Here is a 19,071-nt window from a genome sequence, read left to right as displayed (position 1 = left end):
TGTAAGAGCGAAACCGCCAGTGGCCGTTACCGAAGAAACGGATATGTACACCACCTACGCCCGCGACGCCGCCTTCAGGTTTGCCGGCAAGGAAGCACCCGTCAACGTCGGAGGCGCAAACACCACCTCTGGCTTCTCCTCCACAACCTCCCCATTCAACGCCTTATGCATCTTCTCCGTATCCAGCGCCCCCACCCATTTGGCAATCGCCATGGTGCCCACGCCATTGCCGATGGTATTGGTGATCGCCCGTGCCTCCGACATGAAGCGATCCACCCCCAGCAACAACACCATCCCCGCCACCGGAATCGTACCGAGGGACGACAAGGTAGCCGCCAGAATGATGAACCCGGAACCAGTGACACCCGCCGACCCCTTGGAGGTGAACATCAGCACCGCCAGCACGATCAGTTGGTCGGTCAGGGTCAGCGGCGTGTTGGTCGCCTGGGCAATGAAAATCGCCGCGATGGTGTAGTAGATCGCTTGCCCGTCCGGGTTGAAGGTCAGGCCGGAGGGAATGATCATCCCGGCGACGGGTTTGGACACGCCGGCCTTTTCCATCTTGGAGATCATCTGCGGGAGCACCGATTCCGATGAACTGGTGCCCAGCACGGTGAACAGTTCTTCCTTGATGAACTTGAGGAATTTCCACAGGCTGAAACCGCTGTAACGGCAGATCGGCCCGAGCACGAAAATCACGAACACCGCGCAAGTCAGGTACACGCAGGCCATCAGCTTGCCCAGGGAGAACAGCGAGCCGAAGCCGTATTTGCCGATGGTGAACGCGATGGCGCCGAATGCGCCGATCGGGGCCAGGCGCATGACCATGTTGACGATGCGGAACATGCCCTGCATCAGGCTGTCCAGGGTATCCACAAAGGCTTTGCCCCGCGGCCCGACGTGGGCCAGGGCGATGCCCAGCAGTATGGAGAACAACAGGATCTGCAGGACGTTGCCCTTGGCGAAGGCATCGACAATGGTGTCCGGGATGATGTTCATGACGAAGTCCATGAACGAGGCATGCTTCACCGCCGAGGTGTAGGTGGCCAGGCTGGAAGTATCCAGCGTGGCGACATCGATGTTCATGCCGGCGCCGGGCTTGAACACATCGACCACCACCAGACCGACCACCAACGCCAGGGTCGACACCACTTCGAAATACAGCAGCGCGCGGAAGCCGACCCGGCCCAGTTCCTTCATGTTTTCCATGCGCGCGATGCCGGTGACCACGGTCAGGAAGATCACCGGTGCGAGGAGCATTTTGATCAGTTTGATGAACGCATCGCCCAAGGGTTTGAGCGCAGCGCCGGTTTCGGGAACGAAGACCCCGACGATGGCGCCGAGGATCACGGCGATGAGCACTTGTACGTAGAGTTTGCCGAATATTCTTTTCATGACAGGGCCCTGATTTTTTATTGTTGTCAGGAAATGCCGGGGGGCGGAACGGTTGATCCGCCCCGGGCGTTGTGCCGCAGTACGACTTTGAATCAGTGAAAAAAATCAGCGGTTGATCAGCGCAATCACCGCATCGGTGATCTGCCGCGTGGTGGCGTTACCGCCCAGGTCCGGAGTGTGCAAACCGCTTTCGGTCACCGCTTCGATGGCCGACATCAGGTGTTTCGCGGCCGCAGCTTCACCCAGGTGTTCAAGCATCATGGCGGCGGTCCAGAAGGTCGCGATCGGGTTGGCCACGCCTTTGCCGGTGATGTCGAAGGCCGAGCCGTGGATCGGTTCGAACATCGAGGGAAATTTACGCGAAGGGTTGAGGTTGGCGGTCGGCGCGATGCCCAGGCTGCCGGACAGCGCGGCGGCCAGGTCCGAGAGGATGTCGGCGTGCAGGTTGGTGGCGACGATCACGTCCAGGGTCGACGGCTTGAGCACCATGCGCGTGGTCACGGCGTCCACCAGTTCCTTGTCGATCTTCACGTCCGGGAAGTCCTTGGCCACTTCGTAGAAAATCTCGTCCCACAACACCATGCCGTGACGCTGGGCGTTGGACTTGGTGACCATGGTCAGGTGTTTGCGCGGGCGGCTTTGCGCCAGCTCGAAGGCGAAGCGGTGAATGCGTTCGACCCCTGTCCGGGTGAACACCGAGACTTCGGTGGCGACTTCTTCCGGCAGGCCTCGGTGCACGCGGCCGCCGTTACCGGAGTATTCGCCTTCGGAGTTTTCCCGCACCACCACCCAGTCGATCTGGTCACCGTTGTGCAGCGGGCTTTTCACGCCCGGCAACACCCGGGCCGGACGCACGTTGGCGTACTGGTCGAAGCCTTGGCAGATCGGCAGGCGCAGGCCCCACAGTGAAATGTGGTCCGGCACGTTGAGCGCACCGACAGCGCCGAAGAAGATCGCGTCGAAGGTTTTCAGTTCTTCCAGGCCACCCTCGGGAATGTAGTAGCCGTTTTTCAGGTAGTTGTCGGAGTTCCAGTCGAAGTGTTTGAAATCCAGTTTGAAGCCGGATTTGTTCGACAGGGCTTGCAGTACTTCGACGCCTGCGGCGATCACTTCCACACCGATACCGTCACCTGGCACTGCAGCGATTTTGTATGCGCTCATTGGTTGGCTCCACTCTCATCGATTTCTTGTTGTTCCCGTTGAACCGGACTGTTCAGGCGGGGTGTGAGCGGAGTATATGTAGTGAACAAATAGCTGTGAGTTACTCCAAATCACTACATAAATAACTTTGAGTTACGAATGAGCCAGACCCTGGATTTGTCGTTTTTTTACCTGTTGGCCAATAAAGGCAGCCTCGCGGCGACGGCCCGGGAGCTCGGCATCACGCCACCGGCGGTGAGCAAGCGCCTGACGGCGCTGGAAGCCCGGCTGGGCATCCGCCTGGTCAACCGCACCACGCGCTCGATGAGCCTGACGTCCGAAGGCGAGCTGTATTTCTCCCAGGCCGCGCGCATCCTCACGCAGATCAATGAACTCGAGCAGTTGGTCAGCAGCAGCCGCGCGACGCCCAAGGGCCTGATTCGGGTCAATGCTTCGCTCGGCTTCGGCCGCCGCCACATCGGCCCTGCCCTGGCTGCGTTTTACGCGCAGTACCCCGAAGTGGAAATTCAACTGGAAATCAGTGACCACCCACTGGACCTGGCCACCCACGGTTTCGATCTGGGCATCCGTTTCGGCACCCTGCCGGACGCCGCTTTTCACGCGCGCAAAATCGCCTCCAACCGTCGCTTGTTGTGCGCCTCGCCGCTGTATCTGGACAAGTACGGCACCCCGCAGAAACTGAGCGACCTGCAAAACCACAATTGCATTTTCATCCGCCAGAACGAGTCACCCTATGGTGTCTGGAGCTTCACCAACGGCGGGCACACCGACAACATCAAGGTGCATGGCGCCCTGGGCTGCAACGATGGCGAAGTGGCCCTGAACTGGGCATTGGAGGGATTCGGGATTCTGCTACGGGCCGAGTGGGACATCGCCCGCTATGTGCGCAGTGGTCGCCTGCGCCTGGTGCTGGAAGACCAGACGCCGACCCGCGCCGACGTGTATGCGGTGTACCCGCAACAGCTGCATTTATCGGCGCGGGTACGCAGCCTGATCGACTTTCTGATCGAACGCTTCAAGCATATCGATAACGTTGAGGACAACTGAAGCGCTGACCACTTCCCTGTAGGAGCCGGCTTGCTGGCGAACCAGGCGACGCGGTATGTCAGGCATGCCGCCTTCGCTGCGATGCGGCGATCCGACAAGCCAGCTCCTACAGGGCTACCGGCCTAGTGCGCGGCTGCATTTGTCCACTGCGGCGCATCGAGGGTGTTCTGGCGCTTGGCTCGCTGAGTCAACGCCACCATCGCCAGGAAGCCCAGCACAATCAGCACCGGATACGCCATCAACAGTTCGGAGAGCGAATATTTCCAGGCCAATGGACGCCCGACACCGAGCATGGCGGCATACATCCAGGACACCGCCGACAGCGAGCCACAAAACAGCGCCAGCATCCGCGCGCTGAATCCGAGTTCGAGCAAGGAGCCTGCCTTTTGCATGGCCGGCAACACCAGGCGGTGCAGCAGAATGCCGTTGTAGGTCAGCAGCGTGACAATGATCACCTTGGCGTGAAGCTTCGGATTCATGAAGTATTCCGTGCCCTTGCCCAAGTAATCGATGCCGATAATGGCAGCGCCTGTCACCCATAGACCGATCAATGCCACCACGACAGACCGCTGAAGACTTTCCATGTGTGCATGATCATGTTCAGTGAATGCCTTGCGTTTCAACAGATCCCTGACCATTGCAATATCACTGGTTAGTACTAAACCAATTGCCACACAACAGGCGACCAAATGAACGTAAACAACGCCAAGCCGCAAAAACTCCATGAATTCTTTATTTTCGATCAGGCTCATAATTGTATTTATCGCCACGGGTATTTTCTCCACCTTATTCGATAGTACAGTCGGCCAATCAACAGAGCACTTGTTGTAAACAACCCTGCACGACCTTGCTCATACAAGAAAACCAAACAATAGGTTAATTATCGAAATCCTATTGATCCGGCAAATGAATGGATGACAGCTTAGTTAGCACCCCTCAAATTTCAGGTAAAAAAATCCCCATCTGCACTCACTGCATTTGAGGTTCTGGTTCCACTTCTTTTTTGCACTTCAAGCGCAAGCCATGAGGTGACCTGCTGGAGAATCTGAGGGCTGCAGGCCCGGAATGTTCATTTTCCAAGCACATCACCGACAAGCGGTCACTGGCTCGAGGGCCAATGACTACGGCGTTAACCGGGCAACTTTCCCGTCGAGGCCCATTCCAACTGAGCTGGTTGGCTTACATGATCCTTGTCATCGCCAATTGGATCCATTAGTTGCCTCGAAGACAAATAAACACGGAAAACAGCGAACCATTGTCATTTACACCCTCAGAACTAAAACAGTCATACTATTTTCAGCATGCCGGACACCAAAAGAAACTAGCCTGTATACAAGCGCAGACAACATTTCGCACGATAAACAGACTTCGCCATTATGAGCCTTGCAAAATAACTTAAATCAGAACACTTCCAGAAATGTTCACTCCCTGACTCTTGAATGTGTTCAGGTCTTGGCGACACTGCTTTGCAGACGGGTCGCCAGGACCTTTTTTATTTCAGCTCAGGCGAGCTTGACCACGACGTTGATGTTGTTGCGCGTGGCTTTGGAGTACGGGCAGTACTTGTGTCCGGTGTCGACGAGTTTCTGCGCGGTTTCGCGATCCAGTCCCGGCAGGCTGACGTTGAGTCGCGCCTGCAGCAGGTAGCCACCTTCATTGGTGCCCAGGTCGACTTCGGTGTCGACGGCCACATCCTTGGGCAGCGCAACTTTCAGCTCTTTGGCAGCGACGCCCATCGCGCCGATGAAACAGGCTGACCAACCGGCGGCGAACAGTTGCTCCGGATTGGTACCACCACCATTGGTGCCCGGGGACGAGAGTTTGATATCCAGAATCCCATCGGAGCTTCTGGATGCGCCATCGCGGCCACCCGTGGTGTGGGTTTTGGCGGTGTACAGTACTTTATCGAGCTGGGTCATGATGATCTCCTGATTGAAATGGGGTTTATGCACGTTCAGGTAAATCAGAAAAACGGCCTTCAGGGTTGAAGACGGACACTCAATATAGACGTCGCTGCACAACCGCGAATCCAATCCGACAAAGGTCACCTCGCCGGGATCCGCCCCCTGTAGGAGCCGGCTTGCCGGCGAAGGCGCCCTGATTGGCGGTGCAAGACTCCAGGCTGTCTTCGCTGGCAAGCCAGCTCCTACTTGCGCGCCAACTTATACTTCACACAATCGTCATAAAAACTCTCCCGAACCGCCGCTGGCTTGATCCTGGTCGGGCTGTCATAAGTCTGCTCGGTAATGCCCATGGCCATCATCCGCATCCACGACTTGGAAAACTTGTAAGAGTGGATTTTCTGTCGCGCGGCATAAAGAGAAACCCCGGCCAACTTGAGTTCCTGCGCTCTGGCAGCCGTCCCCGCGCCCCAACTGCACATATAACGCTCATTGGGCATCAGCTCCCTGGCCTGGGCAGACACTGCAAAACCCGCGACACCGACCGAGATCAGTACGACCCATACATTGCGCATTAGCTTCCCACCCTAACCACCTGAAATTGAAGCGATTCTGGCGATAAGCGAACAAGCCGGGGGCCAGCATAGTGCCTTATTGGTAAAACACTGACTCCGATCATTAAACAAGAGTCATTTTCTTGCGACATTTCCATCCTTTGCTATAGCTAACAATCTCTTCCGCCAACTAATGAGGCCACGGAATGTCAGTCGCAAAGAAAATGAGTGTAGGGCAACTGACAATGTTGACTGCGGTCAACATGTTAGGCTCAGGCATTGTGCTACTACCGACAAAACTCGCGGAAGTTGGTGCAATTTCGATTCTTTCCTGGCTGGTGACGGCCACCGGCTCCCTCGCTCTGGCCTACGCCTTTGCGCGATGCGGGATGCTCAGCCGCAAGACTGGCGGCATGGGTGGTTATGCCGAATACACGTTTGGTAAAGCAGGTAACTACATCACCAACTACACCTACGGTCTCTCGCTGTTGATTGCCAACGTGGCGATTAGTATTACTGCGGTGGGTTATATCCAGGTGTTATTCGGGATGAAACTGGATTCCCTGCAAGTGGGCCTGGCGACTATTGCCTTGTTATGGATCACCACGTTCGCCAACTTTGGCGGCGCGCGCATTACCGGCCGGATCGGCGCGGTGACGGTCTGGGGTGTGATTGCGCCGGTGGTGCTGGTCTCCACGGTTGGCTGGTTCTGGTTCGACAGCAGCGTTTACGCGGCAGGCTGGAACCCCCACGACAAGAGCTGGTTCGAAGCGGCGGGCGCCTCGGTGGCGATCACCCTGTGGGCCTTCCTCGGCCTGGAATCGGCTTGCGCCAACACCGAGGCGGTGGAAAACCCCGAGCGCAACGTACCGATTGCCGTGCTGGGCGGCACCCTGGGGGCGGCGGTGATCTACATCGTCTCCACCAACGTTATCTTCGGTATCGTCGGCAACGCAGAACTGGTCGCCTCCACCGCGCCTTTCGGCCTGGTGTTCGCCAAGATGTTCACCCCGTTTGTCGGGGACATCGTGATGGCGGCGATGGTACTCGCCTGCATCGGTTCGCTGCTCGGCTGGCAGTTCACTATTGCCCAGGTATACGCCAGCTCGGCGAACACCGGTTATTTCCTGCCCATCTTCGCCAAGGGCAACAAGGCCGGCACGCCGATCATCGGCATGCTGGTGCTGCTGGCGGCGCAAACCGCTCTGGCCCTGCTGACCATCAGCCCCGACCTGAGCAAGCAGTTCAACACCCTCGTCAACCTCGCGGTGGTCACCAACCTGGTGCCCTACATCCTGTCCATGGCCGCGCTGATGACTATGCAGAAAATCTCCAACGTGCCGGAAAGCAAGGCGATGGTCACCAACTTCATTGCCGTGATTGCGGCGGCCTACAGCTATCTGGCGCTGTACAGCTCGGGCGAGCAGGCGCTGATGCTCGGCGGCGTGGCGACCATCTTCGGCTACACGCTGTTCGGCTTCGTCAACAACCGCCTGATCCGTCTGGAAGCACTCAACAACAGCGTACCGACGCAGACCGTCAGTGCGCAGCACCTCACCGCCGAACCCGTGCCGGTGAACAGCTTGTAATCAAATACTTTGGAGGTTAAGTCATGACGGAATATAGACATTCACTAGGGATGCTGGCGCTACTGGTCAGCAACCCCGCGGACAAGAGCACAGTGTTTGGCCGCGCCCTGGGTCAGTTGGTCCATGAAGTCGAGGGACGAGGCGTCAGCGTACTGACTTCGGAAAGCCTCAGCGACGCCGCATCGATCCTGCTTTCGGACCCTGCCATTCAATGCTTGCTGATCCGTTGGGAAATGGACAAAAGCGAAGGTCACGCCGACTGCATCAAACTGCTGGTCAAGCTGCGCGAGCGCAACACGCGAGTACCGGTGTTCCTGATCAGCGACCGTACCACCGCATCGACTATTCCGCTGGTGGTCATGCAGCACGCCGACGACTTCATCTGGTTGCCCGAAGATACCTCCCGTTTCCTCAGCGGGCGCATCCTCGCAGCCATCGAACGCTATCGTCAGGCTGCCCTGCCACCGATGTTCGGGGCGCTGGTGAAATTTGCCCGCACCTATGAATACTCGTGGCACACCCCCGGCCACGCCGGCGGCACGGCGTTCCTGAAGAGCACGGCGGGACGGGCCTTCTACGAGTTTTTCGGGGAAAACCTGTTGCGTTCCGACCTGTCGATCTCGGTCGGCGAACTCGGTTCGCTGCTCGACCACAGCGGCCCTATCGGCCAAGGCGAGCGTTATGCCGCCAAGGTCTTCGGCGCGCACCGCACGTACTACGTGACCAACGGTTCGTCGATGTCCAACCGCGTCATTCTGATGGCGAGCGTCACACGTAACCAGATCGCCCTGTGCGACCGCAATTGCCACAAGTCCGCCGAACATGCGATGACCCTGTCCGGCGCCATTCCGACTTACCTGGTACCGACCCGCAACCGCTACGGCATCATCGGCCCGATCCTGCCGCAGACGCTGAGCGCCGAAGGCGTGAAAGCCGCCATCGCCAACAACCCGCTGGTCAAGAAAGGCATCGACCCGACGCCGGTGCATGCGATCGTCACCAACTCCACCTATGACGGACTGACCTACAACGTCACCCGCGTCGAAGAACTGCTGGGCGAAAGCGTTGACCGTCTGCACTTCGACGAAGCCTGGTACGCTTACGCGCGTTTCAACCCGCTGTACAGTGGGCGCCACGCCATGCACGGCAACCCGGAGGACCATGACAAGTCCAAGCCGACCGTGTTCGCCACCCACTCGACGCACAAGTTGCTGGCCGCCCTGTCCCAGGCTTCGATGATCCACGTGCGCGACGGCCGCAACCCGATCGAGCATGCGCGCTTCAACGAATCGTTCATGATGCACGCCTCGACTTCGCCCAACTACGCGATCATGGCGTCATGCGACGTCAGCTCGGCAATGATGGAAGCACCGAGCGGGCAGATCCTCACCAGCGAATCGATCGAAGAAGCCATCAGCTTCCGCCAGGTTCTTTCGCGCATGCACAACGAGATGCTGAGCAAGGACGACTGGTTCTTCACCTGCTGGCAGCCACCGACCGTACAGGTTGGCGCGGCCACCGTGCCGTTCCATGAGGTCGACCCGGCACAGTTGAAGACCGACCCGAACTGCTGGGTCCTGCACCCCAATGCGGTATGGCACGGTTTCGGTGACATCGAAGACGGTTACTGCATGCTCGACCCGATCAAGGTCTCGGTACTCAGCCCGGGCATGGGCGACGACGGCAATCTGCTCGCCAAGGGTATCCCCGCCTGCGTGGTCACGGCGTACCTGGGCCGTCAGGGCATCGTGGTCGAGAAAACCACCGACTTCACCATCCTGTTCCTGTTCTCCATCGGCATTACCAAAGGCAAGTGGGGCACGCTGCTCAACGCCCTGCTCGACTTCAAGCGTGATTACGACGACAACGCCGAGCTCGAGCTGTGCCTGCCCGGCCTGTACAACGCCAACCAGCAACGCTATGCCGGCATGGGCCTGAAGGATCTGGCCGACGAAATCTTCGCCGCCATGAAGAAACACAAGACCACCGCCAACATGGCCCAGGCGTTCGGCACCCTGCCCAAAGCCGAATTCAGTCCGGTGGAGGCTTACGAGAAACTGGTGCGCAACGACATCGAGCTGGTGACCCTGGAACAAGCCGCCGGCCGCCTTGCCGCCACCGGCATCGTGCCGTATCCACCGGGCATTCCATTGTTGATGCCGGGCGAGAATGCCGGGCCTGCGGACGGGGCGTTGCTGGCCTATCTCAAGGCGCTGGAAGCTTTCGACAGATCCTTCCCCGGCTTTACCCATGACACCCACGGGATCGAAGTCGAGGACGGGGTTTATCGGATGTTGGTACTGAAATGAGGTAAGCATATCCCTCTGTAGGAGCGAGCCTGCTCGCGATGGCGTGTCAGCCACATTGATGTCTGCTGACACACCATCGCGAGCAGGCTCGCTCCTACAGGGGGTGTGCGTCGCTTCAAAAAAACCCTATGGGCAAACTCGATCACAGCGCTCTATGATTGAAACCCATGACAACCTCTGCTCCGATCCGCCAACCCTGCCCGCCCGGTGCCTGCGATTGCGGGCGTGACCCGTTGCTGGAAACACCGGGGGCGGACGTGCGCATCCTGTTTCTGACCCGCACCGAAGAAAAGCGCCTGATCGAGCGCCTGGAAAACCTTTCGAGTTTCAAGGATCTGGAACACCTGCAACGGCGGATGTTCGAGCAACTGGGCATCCGCGTCGACTTCGTCCCAAGTGCAAACGAAGTGCGGACCATGCGCGGGATCGGCATCTACGTCGGCGACTTGCCGGGGCTGTGCCGCAAAACCCGCGCATCGATCCCGGCCGCGATCCGCCGCGCCATGGAAAAGCGCCCGGAAATCGCCTACGAAGTGCTCAACGCCAACGACCTGTTGCGCGATGCGTGAACCCTGTGTCCCACGAGAAGATCAGCGGTCGTACGCACAGTGCGGCGCGCTGCTATGCCTTCTCATGGGAGTTTTTGCTGCACACCAGCCAGGACGGAACTGGAAACCGAGTGCGACCCTGGCCCCGGCGCCAGCCAGGTACGCCAAGGAAATCAGGTGCCAATCCGCAACAGGAGGTGGCCGATGTTATTCATCGTCAGTTGGTCGATCAGCCCTGACAATCGCAATGCCGCAGTCGAGCGCTTTCTCAAGACCGGTGGGGCTCCACCAGCAGGCGTCACGATGAAGGGACGCTGGCATGCCGTCGGTAGCTCGGCCGGTTTTGGCGTTGCCGAGGCCAGTGATGTGGTGCCGATTCAGCAATGGGTACTGGAGTGGAACGACCTCATGAGCATGGAAGTCCACGCGGCTTTGACCGATGAGCAGATGGCACCGCTGCTGGCAGGCATTTCCGGCAAATAATCACCATCGAGGCGGCGAGTGCCGCTCGCCGCCTCGTCACTTGTATTCAAAACAGCCTGTATTGCCCAGACCACGAATAATCGCTGGCTCAATGGGTATCAGGCCCCCCCTCGCCTCTGGTCTGTCCTGCCCCCGCCCCCAAGAATGCACGGCATTCACTGGCTTTTTAACGATTAGAACCTACTCTCTTTTCGCGGGACACCACATTTGCGGAGCTGTGGGAAACGGCTCTGGAGTACTGACGCCATGCAGCCAAAGGTAACTGCTCTGCCCGTCGTCACCCTGCTCGCCCTCTGCTGTCAGCAAACCTGGGCGGGCGGTATCTTGCTCTACGAAGTCGGCACCGACAACGTCGGCCTGGCCAACGCCGGTGCTGCGGCCCGGGCCCAGGGCCCATCGACCATTGCCAGCAACCCGGCGGGTATGAGTTACCTGCCGGGTACGCAGATCACCGCTGGCTTGCAGGTGCTCTACGGCGATCTGAAATTCGATCGCGACGAAGGCACCAACGTGGCGGGCAGCGGCAGTGGCAACGCCCTGGACCCGATACCCGGCGGCAGTTTTTTCATCAGCCATGCACTGGATGACCATTGGAGCGTCGGCTTCGGCCAATACGGTGACTTCGGCCTGGCGGTCAATTACGACAATGACTGGTCCGGGCGCTACTTCACGCAGAACTCCAGCCTGCTCGGTTTGTCATTGGTGCCGAGCGTGGCGTACCGCTTCAACGAACAATGGTCGGTGGGTGTCGGCATCAAGGCCATGTACGGCATGCTGCAAGCGCAGACCGCCATCGACCGCTCACCGTTCGGCTTCACCGACCGCGGTGACGGCCAGTTCAAATACAAGGACAAGGATTGGGGTTTCGGCGCCAATGTGGGGGTGATCTACGCCCCGCAACCCGGAACCCGCATTGGCCTGACCTACACCAGCAAGGTCGATCTGGAGTTCGAGGACGGCCTGGACATCAAGGGCGACGGCCCGTTGTTGCAGCGCCTCGATGGCACCAACACCCAACTTGATATAACCGTGCCGCAAACCGTCACCCTGAGCCTGTTCCAGCAACTGGACCGGCAGTGGGCCTTGCTCGCCTCGGTCAACTGGCAGGACTGGTCGGAATTCGGCGATATCGGCGTGCAGGTCGACACAACGGCTGATGATGCCCGCTCGACCACCATCGATGCGGGCTTCAAGGACACCTGGCACCTGTCGCTCGGCGCGCAATACCAGGCCACCCAGCAACTGCTGTGGAATTTCGGCGTGGCCTACGACAGCAGTGCCGTTTCGGACAACAGGCGTTCGGCAATCGTGCCGATGGGCGAGTCCTGGCGCATTGCGACAGGAGCCACCTATGCTCTGAACAGGGACACCGACGTCAATGTCAGTTTGGCCATGATCTGGTTGGGCGACATGCCGGTAGACCAGACCAAGACTGTGTCAGGCAATCGGATTTCCGGTCAATTCGACGATGCCTGGATTCAAGCCGTGACCGGCAACATGACTTGGCGTTTCTGATTTTCCGCTAATGAAAAACGACCTGATCCAAGGAGCACACAGCACTATGAACCTGACCCGAAAATTGCTCATCGGCACCGCACTGACCGGGCTCCTGCTCGGTGGCTGCACCTCCAAAGTCACCGAACGGGAGCAGTACTCCGGTTACCTGTCCAGCTACAACAACCTGCAAGAAGTCACGACGCCAAGCGGCGGTACCGCGATGCGCTGGGTGAGCCCGTCGTGGAACCCCAATGCGTACAACACCGTGGCGTTCAACAAACTGGAGCTCTATCCGGCCCCCAAGCCCAATGAGCGGGTCAACCAGCAGACGCTTACTGACATTCAGAACTACATGTCCAATAAGGCCAAAGCCACGCTGGGACAGAAATACCGGGTAGTCAACAGCGCAAGCGCAGCACCGGCCGGCTCGAAAACCTTGATCATGCGCTCGGCCATCACCGGGGTCAGCGCCTCGAACGAAGGCATGAAATGGTATGAAGTGGTCCCCATCGCTGCCGTCGTTGGCGCGACTCAGGCCGCCACCGGTCATCGGGACCAGGACACTGAATTGTTTATCGAGGCCGAATTCATCGACGCGAAAAGCAACCAGACCGTGGCCAGGGTAGTGCGCAAGGTGTTTGGCAAGCAGTTGTCCAACGAAAGCCAGAAAGTCACCGCCCAGGATTTCAAGGCAGCGATCGACAAGTTGGATAGCGACCTTCGGGCGTTCATAAAGTAACGGGATGGGTTTTCTGCTTTTCTGTAGGAGCGAGCTGGCTCGCGAAAAACCCGAGGGCGCCGTTGGGCATCTGGTTTTACGCGTCAACGTTCACGACCATCGCGAGCAGAGCTCGCTCCTACAGGGATTGCGGATTGCCGTGAGGGTTATTTTTTCATTCCGACCCGCCGCCGCATCTCCGCCGTGATCGTCTGCCGGGTTTTCTTCATCTCCGCCCAGGGTTCATCGCCCACTTCGGCCAGGCGTTCATGCACGCTGTGCACGTTCCACTGGTTGCCCCCCTTGAGGTCCCCCACCTCCTCGCGAAAAATCGGCACCGACACCGGCAACCCTTCCCGGGTGCGTACGGCGTAGGCACAGATGGTGGTCGCGCCCAGACCATTGCGCAGGTAATCGATGAAGATCCGCCCTACCCGGTTCTTCGGCCCCGACACTGCGGAAAAGCGCTCCGGCAGCAGCTTCGCCATGTGGCTGACAATCCCGTGGCTGAATTCCTTGACCTCATCCCAGCCGAGCTTGCGGGTCAGCGGCACCACCAGGTGAATGCCCTTGCCGCCGCTGGTCTTGAGAAACGCCTTGAGCCCCAGTTCATCGAGCACCGTCAGGGTCAACTGGGTCGCTTCGACCATGCGCTTCCACGGCAGCGCCGGGTCCGGGTCGAGGTCGAGGACGAAGCGGTCGGGTTTGTCGAGGTTGTCCGAGGTGGCGTTCCAGGTGTGCAATTCCACGGTGCTCATCTGAATCGCGCCGACCAGCGCTTCGGCATTGTTGATCACCATCATCGGCTGCCCGGTGAGCTGCGGGTCGAGGGTGGTGATACCGGGGATGGCCAGGCGCTCGGCGTTTTTCTGGAAAAACAACTCGCCGGCAACGCCGTCTGGCGCACGCACCAGCGCCACCGGGCGATCCTTGAGCTGCGGCAAAATCCACTCGGCGACACTGGCGTAATAGTGCGCCAGTTGCATTTTGGTAGTGCCGCTGCTGGCATCGATGACGCGGTCCGGGTGAGTGATGCGGACCTTGCCCTCGGCCAGGCCTTGTTGTGACGGCGCAGGCTCGGCTTTCTTTTGCGCGGCGGGTGACTTGGCGGCGGCGGTCTTTTTCGCCGGGGCCGCTTTTTTTGCAGGGGCAGGTTTCGCAGAAGTCGCTTTCACGGCAGTCGGACGCTCCTCGGTAATGTCTTTGGCAGGCTTGTCGTCACGCAGGCCATGGAACACTGCATGTCGCACCGAGCCCTCCTTGGTCATTTCAGCAAAGGCCACTTCCGCCAGCAGGCTGGGCTTGAGCCAATGCACGCCCCTGAATTCGGCACCGCCGGGTGGATTGACCACCGCCGGCTTTTTCGTCTGCAAGGGTTTTAGTTGCTCATGAATGCTGCCCAGGGTGGCCTCGGTGAAGCCAGTGCCAACCTTGCCGGCGTAGCGCAACTCGCCGCTGTCGCGATCATGCAAACCCAACAACAACGCACCGAAGGCACTGCGTGCCCCCTTGGGATCGGTGAAACCGACGATGACGAACTCCTGCCGATGTTTGCACTTGAGTTTGATCCAGTCGCTGCTGCGCCGGGACACGTAGGCCGAGCCCAGGCGCTTGCCGATCAGGCCTTCCATGCGCATCTGGCAGGCGCTGTTGAGCAAGGCCTCAGGGTCTTCGCTGAAGCTGTCGGAAAAGCGCAGCAACGGGTCTGTGCCGGTTTTGAGCACGGTCGCCAACGCCGCCCGGCGTTCTTCGACCGGCACTTCGCGCAGGTCCACGCCGTTGAGATAGGGCAAGTCGAACAGGTAGTAGAGGATGTTGCCACTGCGCCCGGCATCGAAAGCATTTTGCAGCGCCTGGAAGTCCGGCAGCCCCTGTTCGTCGACCACCACCATTTCACCGTCGAGCCAGGCCGATTCCAACCCCAGGCTTTCCAGCGCCTTGGCCTGACCGGGCAACTTGTGGGTCCAGTCGTGGCCGTTGCGGGTGAAGAGCCTGACCTCTTCGTGGTCGATGCGCGCCATGATCCGGTAGCCGTCGAATTTGACTTCATAAGCCCACTCGCCGTCCGGGGCCTTTTCCACCAGTGTCGCCAGTTCCGGCTTGATCTGGTCCGGCAACCTGGCTTTGTGCGCGCCGGTGAGTTGCACGGACTTTTCCCTGCGAACCGCGGTGGCCGGTTTTTTGATGGCCTTGGCGGGTTTTGGAACATTGGCGGGCCGGGCAGCCTTCGGTGTCCTGGCCACGATGCTGCGATCACTGAGCACGCTGTTCGGCTCGGCGGCGACCACGTCGTAATCGTCTTCGGCTCGGGCGGCACCGTCCTGATGCTTGATCAGGAACCACTGCTCCTGCTTGCCCGGCATGTGCGTGCGCACCAGGTTCCACAAACCGGCGAGCTTCTCGCCTTGCAGTTCGAACTTGAGCCGGCCCTTGGCGTAGGCCTTGGCCGGGTCGTCCTGGGGGATCCACACACCACGGTCCCAGACAATCACATCGCCAGCGCCGTAATGCCCTTCGGGGATGCTGCCCTCGAACGTGGCGTAGTCGATCGGATGGTCCTCGACGTGCACCGCCAGGCGCTTGACCCTGGGGTCCAATGACGGTCCCTTGGGCACTGCCCAGCTCTTGAGCGCGCCGTCGAGCTCCAGGCGAAAGTCGTAGTGCAGGCGCGAAGCGTCGTGCTTCTGGATACAAAACTGCAAGGCATGATCCCTGGCGTTCTTTCTGCCGGTTCGCTTGATGGCGGCCGGTTCTGATGTCGCCGAAAAATCGCGCTTGCGGTTGTAGTCGTCGAGGTCCTTGTTCATCGCTCACCTGCCGGTCGCTGCAGGACGCGGATTCAGCGCGTCTCTCCCTCAGCAGAGCGAGCCGTGCGCGTAAAAATTCCATCGACGGTGAATGTGCCCGGACAGACGGCCCGGTGGCGTGGCGTCCGGCAGGCGCTCAAGGGCCTACAATCAGCGGGTGCCGCTTCATCCCCGGAGAGCAGTCATGCGCACCACTCACGTCATCGAAGCCCCCCCGCCACCCTACAACGTCGTTGGCGAAGCGATCACGGTCCTGGCCGGCGGGGACCTGAGCAAACCCTTTGAAATGCACATTCAGGTGGGCGTGCAAGGTGGCGGCCCGCCACCGCACTTCCATCCGTGGGACGAGGCGTTTTACGTGGTGGAAGGCGAGGTCGAAGTGACTGTCGAAGGTAAATCCACCACCGTCCCGGCGGGAGGTTATGTGCATATCCCTGCCGGAACGATTCATGCCTACAAGAACATCAGTACCACCGCGAAGATGATCGGCGTGGTCTCCGACCCGCGCGGCGGGCAGTTTTTTGCGGCGATGGACCGGTTCAAGGTGCCTGAGGATCTGGCCCGGATATTTGAAGTCGCCGAGCGCTTTGATGTGACCTTTCTGGTGCCAAAACCAGCAGGTTAACCGCGTTATCGTTCATCGCGGGCAAGCCCGCTCCCACAGGTACCCATGACGCCACAGATCCTCTGGGAGCGGGCTTGCCCGCGATAGCGGACTGACAGCCGACTTAAACTTCAGACAGTCCCACCCCTCGCCTGCTGCTCCAGATGCACCTGCAAATCCGGATCGATGTTCAGCGCCGCTGCCAGCTCATCCAGATAGTTGCGCTCGGCATCCTGCTGATCGTCCACCAGCATCACGCTGGCCAGGTACATCTCGGCGGCCATGCCGGGATCGGTGGCCGATTGCGCCACCTCGGCAGCGTCGAGCGGCTTGGCGACTTCATCGTCAAGCCACTGCTGCAACTGCGGATCGTCGGTATGACGGCCTATTTCGGTGCTGATCATCTGCTTCTCGGCCGGGTCGATCCGGCCATCGGCCTTGGCCGCGGCGATCAGTGCCCGCAGGATTGCATGGCTGTGCTCCTCGACTTCCGGTCCGGCCAACAGATCCACCGTACGTGGCGCCTGTTGCGTCACCTGCTGCGGCTGCGCGGCCTGGCTGCGCTGCCAGGCCTGATACGCCTGGAACGCCATCATTCCCAGCGAAGCGAGCGCGGCATAATTGGTGCCACCGCCCGAACGCGCTTGTGGCGAACCGCCCATTGGCGAGCCACCGCCCAGCAGACCACCGAGCAATCCGCCCAGGCCACCCAGGCCGCCCAATCCACCGCCACCGGCACTGGCACTGGCACCACCGCCGCCGCCCATCAGGCCGCCGAGCAATCCACCCAGGTCGCCGAGCCCACCTGACCCGCCACCGCCGTCCTGTCGCGGCGTGGCACCCTGGCCGCCCCGCAGTAACTGTTCAAGCAGATCGCTGGTGTTCATGACGGCGTCCTCATCGATGGAAGTGATCCAGACAGACAACAATAGTCCTCGCCGGTAAATGTGCTACCACCGTTTGGCCGACGTGCCCCCCGGCACAGTGTTGCGGATATTTCCGGGGTATTTTTTGGCGGCGCAGCTAAGATTCATAGGTGGTGAACCTTATTCCCGGATACCCGGTCGATACCTGCAACCCGACCCGGTTTGCCGCCGCCCTCGTTGCTGAGGACGATGACTGGCTTGCTTCACTTTCTGGAGAACGCCCCCGTGATTTCGACTCTACACATCGCCAGGCTCAAAGCGTGGGGAGCCCATGGTTTTACCGCTACCGGTGTGGTCACCGCTTTCCTTGCAACCCTCGCCCTGCTCGATAACCAGCCAACCCATTGCCTGCTGTGGCTGGGCGTGGCCCTGATCGTCGACGGCCTGGATGGCGCGTTGGCGCGCAAGGTCAATGTGCAGTCGGTGCTACCGAGCTTCGACGGTTCGATCCTTGACCTGGTCATCGACTACCTGACGTATGTATTCATCCCGGCGCTGTTCATCTATCGCTACGTTCCGTTGCCGGACTACACCCTGCTGCTGACCGTGTCGCTGATTTTGGTGTCGTCGCTGTTCTGTTTCTGCAACGTCAACATGAAAAGCAAGGACAACTATTTCCAGGGCTTTCCCGCCGCGTGGAATGTGGTCGCCCTGTGCCTGTACATCATCGCGCCGTCGCCGTGGATCACCTTCCTGACGGTGATCGGCCTGGCCCTGCTGACACTGACCCGGATGAAATTTTTGCACCCGTTCCGTGTGCGTCGCTTCATGCCGATCAACATTGCCGTCACGGCCATCTGGTTGCTGTGCAGCCTGTCACTGGTGATCAACCACCCGGTGATCAACCCGCTGGTGATGGGGCTGTGGTTGCTGATGTCGGCTTACTTCCTGGGCATCTGCTTCTGGCGCACCGCGCTGGAGTGGTTCGACGGATCGCGGCTTAAGTAACGCCATGCCTATCCATATCGTGCGCCTGGGCTCACCGCGCCAACCCGACGAAGGCTTGCGCCTTGGCACCGTGCGCCGTCCACCCCGTGGCGTGCCGAAAGCCGAGTTCGCCACGCGGGATTTCTACGATGTGTGGCAGCCGCTGCTGTCGCCCAGCGCGGAGCTGGTTGCCGAAGCACTGGCGGCTCAGGATGCCAAGGCCTGGACTGTGTTCGTGCGCAAGTTCAAGGCGGAAATGAAGCAGCCGGCGGCCAGCCAGATGCTGGATCTGCTGGCCGCCCTCTCCCATCACACCTCCCTGGCCGTGGGCTGCTATTGCGAGGAAGAAGCCCATTGTCACCGGTCGATACTGCGCGAGTTGCTGGAGGCGCGGGGCGCGGAGGTTGTTTAACTCACTCAAACACACCAAATATCCCCTGTAGGAGCGAGCCTGCTCGCGAAGGCGGTGTGTCAGTCAAAGAACATATTGAATGTGATGGCCTCTTCGCGAGCAGGCTCGCTCCCACAGGGGTTTTGTGTACATGACAATAGTGCCGATGATCGCCCCCCGCAGGCGCAAGCCGTCAATCATGGTCAATACTTAA

At 59.7% G+C, this 19,071-nt stretch carries 17 protein-coding genes; 10 read left to right on the top strand and 7 right to left on the bottom strand.

The features are described from left to right. Positions 1-54: 54 nt before the first annotated feature. The gene (locus GPL81_RS14210; RefSeq protein ID WP_160107246.1) at positions 55-1,395 is read right to left on the bottom strand and encodes a dicarboxylate/amino acid:cation symporter; all 1,341 of its coding nucleotides are present in this window, start codon (positions 1,393-1,395) and stop codon (positions 55-57) included. A 105-nt stretch (positions 1,396-1,500) separates the two neighbouring features. Beyond that, positions 1,501-2,556, bottom strand: a complete 1,056-nt coding sequence (locus tag GPL81_RS14205) for a tartrate dehydrogenase (RefSeq protein WP_160107245.1) — start codon at positions 2,554-2,556, stop codon at positions 1,501-1,503. Positions 2,557-2,694: 138 nt separating this feature from the next. Here GPL81_RS14205 and GPL81_RS14200 point away from each other — a divergent pair, with 138 nt between their 5' ends. Next, positions 2,695-3,603: a LysR family transcriptional regulator gene (locus tag GPL81_RS14200; protein WP_160107244.1), complete on the top strand. Its 909-nt coding sequence runs from the start codon at positions 2,695-2,697 to the stop codon at positions 3,601-3,603. 122 nt (positions 3,604-3,725) lie between these two features. Here the strand turns inward: GPL81_RS14200 and GPL81_RS14195 are convergent, their stop codons facing one another. The 3 genes from GPL81_RS14195 to GPL81_RS14185 form a co-directional block, all read right to left on the bottom strand. Next, positions 3,726-4,373, bottom strand: coding sequence for a hypothetical protein (locus tag GPL81_RS14195; protein WP_160107243.1), 648 nt, complete (start codon positions 4,371-4,373; stop codon positions 3,726-3,728). A gap of 732 nt (positions 4,374-5,105) precedes the next feature. Then, the gene (locus GPL81_RS14190; RefSeq protein ID WP_160107242.1) at positions 5,106-5,522 is read right to left on the bottom strand and encodes an organic hydroperoxide resistance protein; all 417 of its coding nucleotides are present in this window, start codon (positions 5,520-5,522) and stop codon (positions 5,106-5,108) included. Positions 5,523-5,749: 227 nt separating this feature from the next. Further along, the gene (locus GPL81_RS14185; protein WP_160107241.1) at positions 5,750-6,079 is read right to left on the bottom strand and encodes a hypothetical protein; all 330 of its coding nucleotides are present in this window, start codon (positions 6,077-6,079) and stop codon (positions 5,750-5,752) included. Positions 6,080-6,264: 185 nt separating this feature from the next. On the opposite strand from GPL81_RS14185, the gene potE reads away from it, so the two are divergent. The 6 genes from potE to GPL81_RS14155 all read left to right on the top strand — a co-directional run bounded on the left by potE (position 6,265) and on the right by GPL81_RS14155 (position 13,223). Further along, positions 6,265-7,647 (top strand): putrescine-ornithine antiporter, encoded by a 1,383-nt coding sequence (potE, locus tag GPL81_RS14180; protein ID WP_160107240.1) that lies wholly within the window; start codon positions 6,265-6,267, stop codon positions 7,645-7,647. 23 nt (positions 7,648-7,670) lie between these two features. After that, entirely contained in the window at positions 7,671-9,956 is a 2,286-nt protein-coding gene (locus GPL81_RS14175; protein ID WP_160107239.1) for an Orn/Lys/Arg family decarboxylase, read from the top strand. 167 nt (positions 9,957-10,123) lie between these two features. Beyond that, positions 10,124-10,525, top strand: coding sequence for a hypothetical protein (locus GPL81_RS14170; protein WP_160107238.1), 402 nt, complete (start codon positions 10,124-10,126; stop codon positions 10,523-10,525). Between the two features lie 183 nt (positions 10,526-10,708). Further along, positions 10,709-10,987: a DUF3303 domain-containing protein gene (locus GPL81_RS14165; RefSeq protein ID WP_160107237.1), complete on the top strand. Its 279-nt coding sequence runs from the start codon at positions 10,709-10,711 to the stop codon at positions 10,985-10,987. A 246-nt stretch (positions 10,988-11,233) separates the two neighbouring features. Continuing rightward, positions 11,234-12,502 (top strand): OmpP1/FadL family transporter, encoded by a 1,269-nt coding sequence (locus GPL81_RS14160; RefSeq protein WP_160107236.1) that lies wholly within the window; start codon positions 11,234-11,236, stop codon positions 12,500-12,502. A 46-nt stretch (positions 12,503-12,548) separates the two neighbouring features. Further along, positions 12,549-13,223, top strand: coding sequence for a DUF3313 domain-containing protein (locus tag GPL81_RS14155; protein ID WP_160107235.1), 675 nt, complete (start codon positions 12,549-12,551; stop codon positions 13,221-13,223). A 146-nt stretch (positions 13,224-13,369) separates the two neighbouring features. Here the strand turns inward: GPL81_RS14155 and ligD are convergent, their stop codons facing one another. After that, positions 13,370-16,009, bottom strand: a complete 2,640-nt coding sequence (gene ligD / locus GPL81_RS14150) for a DNA ligase D (RefSeq protein ID WP_160107234.1) — start codon at positions 16,007-16,009, stop codon at positions 13,370-13,372. A gap of 184 nt (positions 16,010-16,193) precedes the next feature. Between ligD and GPL81_RS14145 the strand changes: the two genes are divergently transcribed. Further along, positions 16,194-16,634, top strand: coding sequence for a cupin domain-containing protein (locus GPL81_RS14145; protein ID WP_160107233.1), 441 nt, complete (start codon positions 16,194-16,196; stop codon positions 16,632-16,634). 110 nt (positions 16,635-16,744) lie between these two features. Here GPL81_RS14145 and GPL81_RS14140 read toward each other — a convergent pair whose 3' ends face one another. Next, complete coding sequence (locus GPL81_RS14140) at positions 16,745-17,500, bottom strand: tellurite resistance TerB family protein (protein ID WP_160107232.1); 756 nt, start codon at positions 17,498-17,500, stop codon at positions 16,745-16,747. 264 nt (positions 17,501-17,764) lie between these two features. Here GPL81_RS14140 and pcsA point away from each other — a divergent pair, with 264 nt between their 5' ends. Together pcsA and GPL81_RS14130 are read left to right on the top strand one after the other, a co-directional pair. Continuing rightward, entirely contained in the window at positions 17,765-18,487 is a 723-nt protein-coding gene (gene pcsA / locus GPL81_RS14135; RefSeq protein ID WP_160107231.1) for a phosphatidylcholine synthase, read from the top strand. A 4-nt stretch (positions 18,488-18,491) separates the two neighbouring features. Next, positions 18,492-18,878: a DUF488 domain-containing protein gene (locus GPL81_RS14130; protein ID WP_160107230.1), complete on the top strand. Its 387-nt coding sequence runs from the start codon at positions 18,492-18,494 to the stop codon at positions 18,876-18,878. Positions 18,879-19,071 lie beyond the last annotated feature (193 nt).

Origin of the sequence: Pseudomonas izuensis, assembly GCF_009861505.1 — a bacterium.
Classification (GTDB): Bacteria; Pseudomonadota; Gammaproteobacteria; order Pseudomonadales; family Pseudomonadaceae; genus Aquipseudomonas; species Aquipseudomonas izuensis.
This window is presented reverse-complemented; position numbering and strand designations above follow the sequence as displayed.

What these genes read in the sequence shown, in the direction of transcription:
- GPL81_RS14210 (WP_160107246.1), bottom strand. Translation starts at nt 1,395, where the DNA reads ATGAAAAGAATATTCGGCAAACTCTACGTACAAGTGCTCATCGCCGTG.
- GPL81_RS14140 (WP_160107232.1), bottom strand. Translation starts at nt 17,500, where the DNA reads ATGAACACCAGCGATCTGCTTGAACAGTTACTGCGGGGCGGCCAGGGT.
- potE (WP_160107240.1), top strand. Translation starts at nt 6,265, where the DNA reads ATGTCAGTCGCAAAGAAAATGAGTGTAGGGCAACTGACAATGTTGACT.
- GPL81_RS14205 (WP_160107245.1), bottom strand. Translation starts at nt 2,556, where the DNA reads ATGAGCGCATACAAAATCGCTGCAGTGCCAGGTGACGGTATCGGTGTG.
- GPL81_RS14155 (WP_160107235.1), top strand. Translation starts at nt 12,549, where the DNA reads ATGAACCTGACCCGAAAATTGCTCATCGGCACCGCACTGACCGGGCTC.
- GPL81_RS14170 (WP_160107238.1), top strand. Translation starts at nt 10,124, where the DNA reads ATGACAACCTCTGCTCCGATCCGCCAACCCTGCCCGCCCGGTGCCTGC.
- GPL81_RS14175 (WP_160107239.1), top strand. Translation starts at nt 7,671, where the DNA reads ATGACGGAATATAGACATTCACTAGGGATGCTGGCGCTACTGGTCAGC.
- GPL81_RS14165 (WP_160107237.1), top strand. Translation starts at nt 10,709, where the DNA reads ATGTTATTCATCGTCAGTTGGTCGATCAGCCCTGACAATCGCAATGCC.
- ligD (WP_160107234.1), bottom strand. Translation starts at nt 16,009, where the DNA reads ATGAACAAGGACCTCGACGACTACAACCGCAAGCGCGATTTTTCGGCG.
- GPL81_RS14190 (WP_160107242.1), bottom strand. Translation starts at nt 5,522, where the DNA reads ATGACCCAGCTCGATAAAGTACTGTACACCGCCAAAACCCACACCACG.
- GPL81_RS14145 (WP_160107233.1), top strand. Translation starts at nt 16,194, where the DNA reads ATGCGCACCACTCACGTCATCGAAGCCCCCCCGCCACCCTACAACGTC.
- GPL81_RS14160 (WP_160107236.1), top strand. Translation starts at nt 11,234, where the DNA reads ATGCAGCCAAAGGTAACTGCTCTGCCCGTCGTCACCCTGCTCGCCCTC.
- GPL81_RS14130 (WP_160107230.1), top strand. Translation starts at nt 18,492, where the DNA reads ATGCCTATCCATATCGTGCGCCTGGGCTCACCGCGCCAACCCGACGAA.
- GPL81_RS14185 (WP_160107241.1), bottom strand. Translation starts at nt 6,079, where the DNA reads ATGCGCAATGTATGGGTCGTACTGATCTCGGTCGGTGTCGCGGGTTTT.
- GPL81_RS14200 (WP_160107244.1), top strand. Translation starts at nt 2,695, where the DNA reads ATGAGCCAGACCCTGGATTTGTCGTTTTTTTACCTGTTGGCCAATAAA.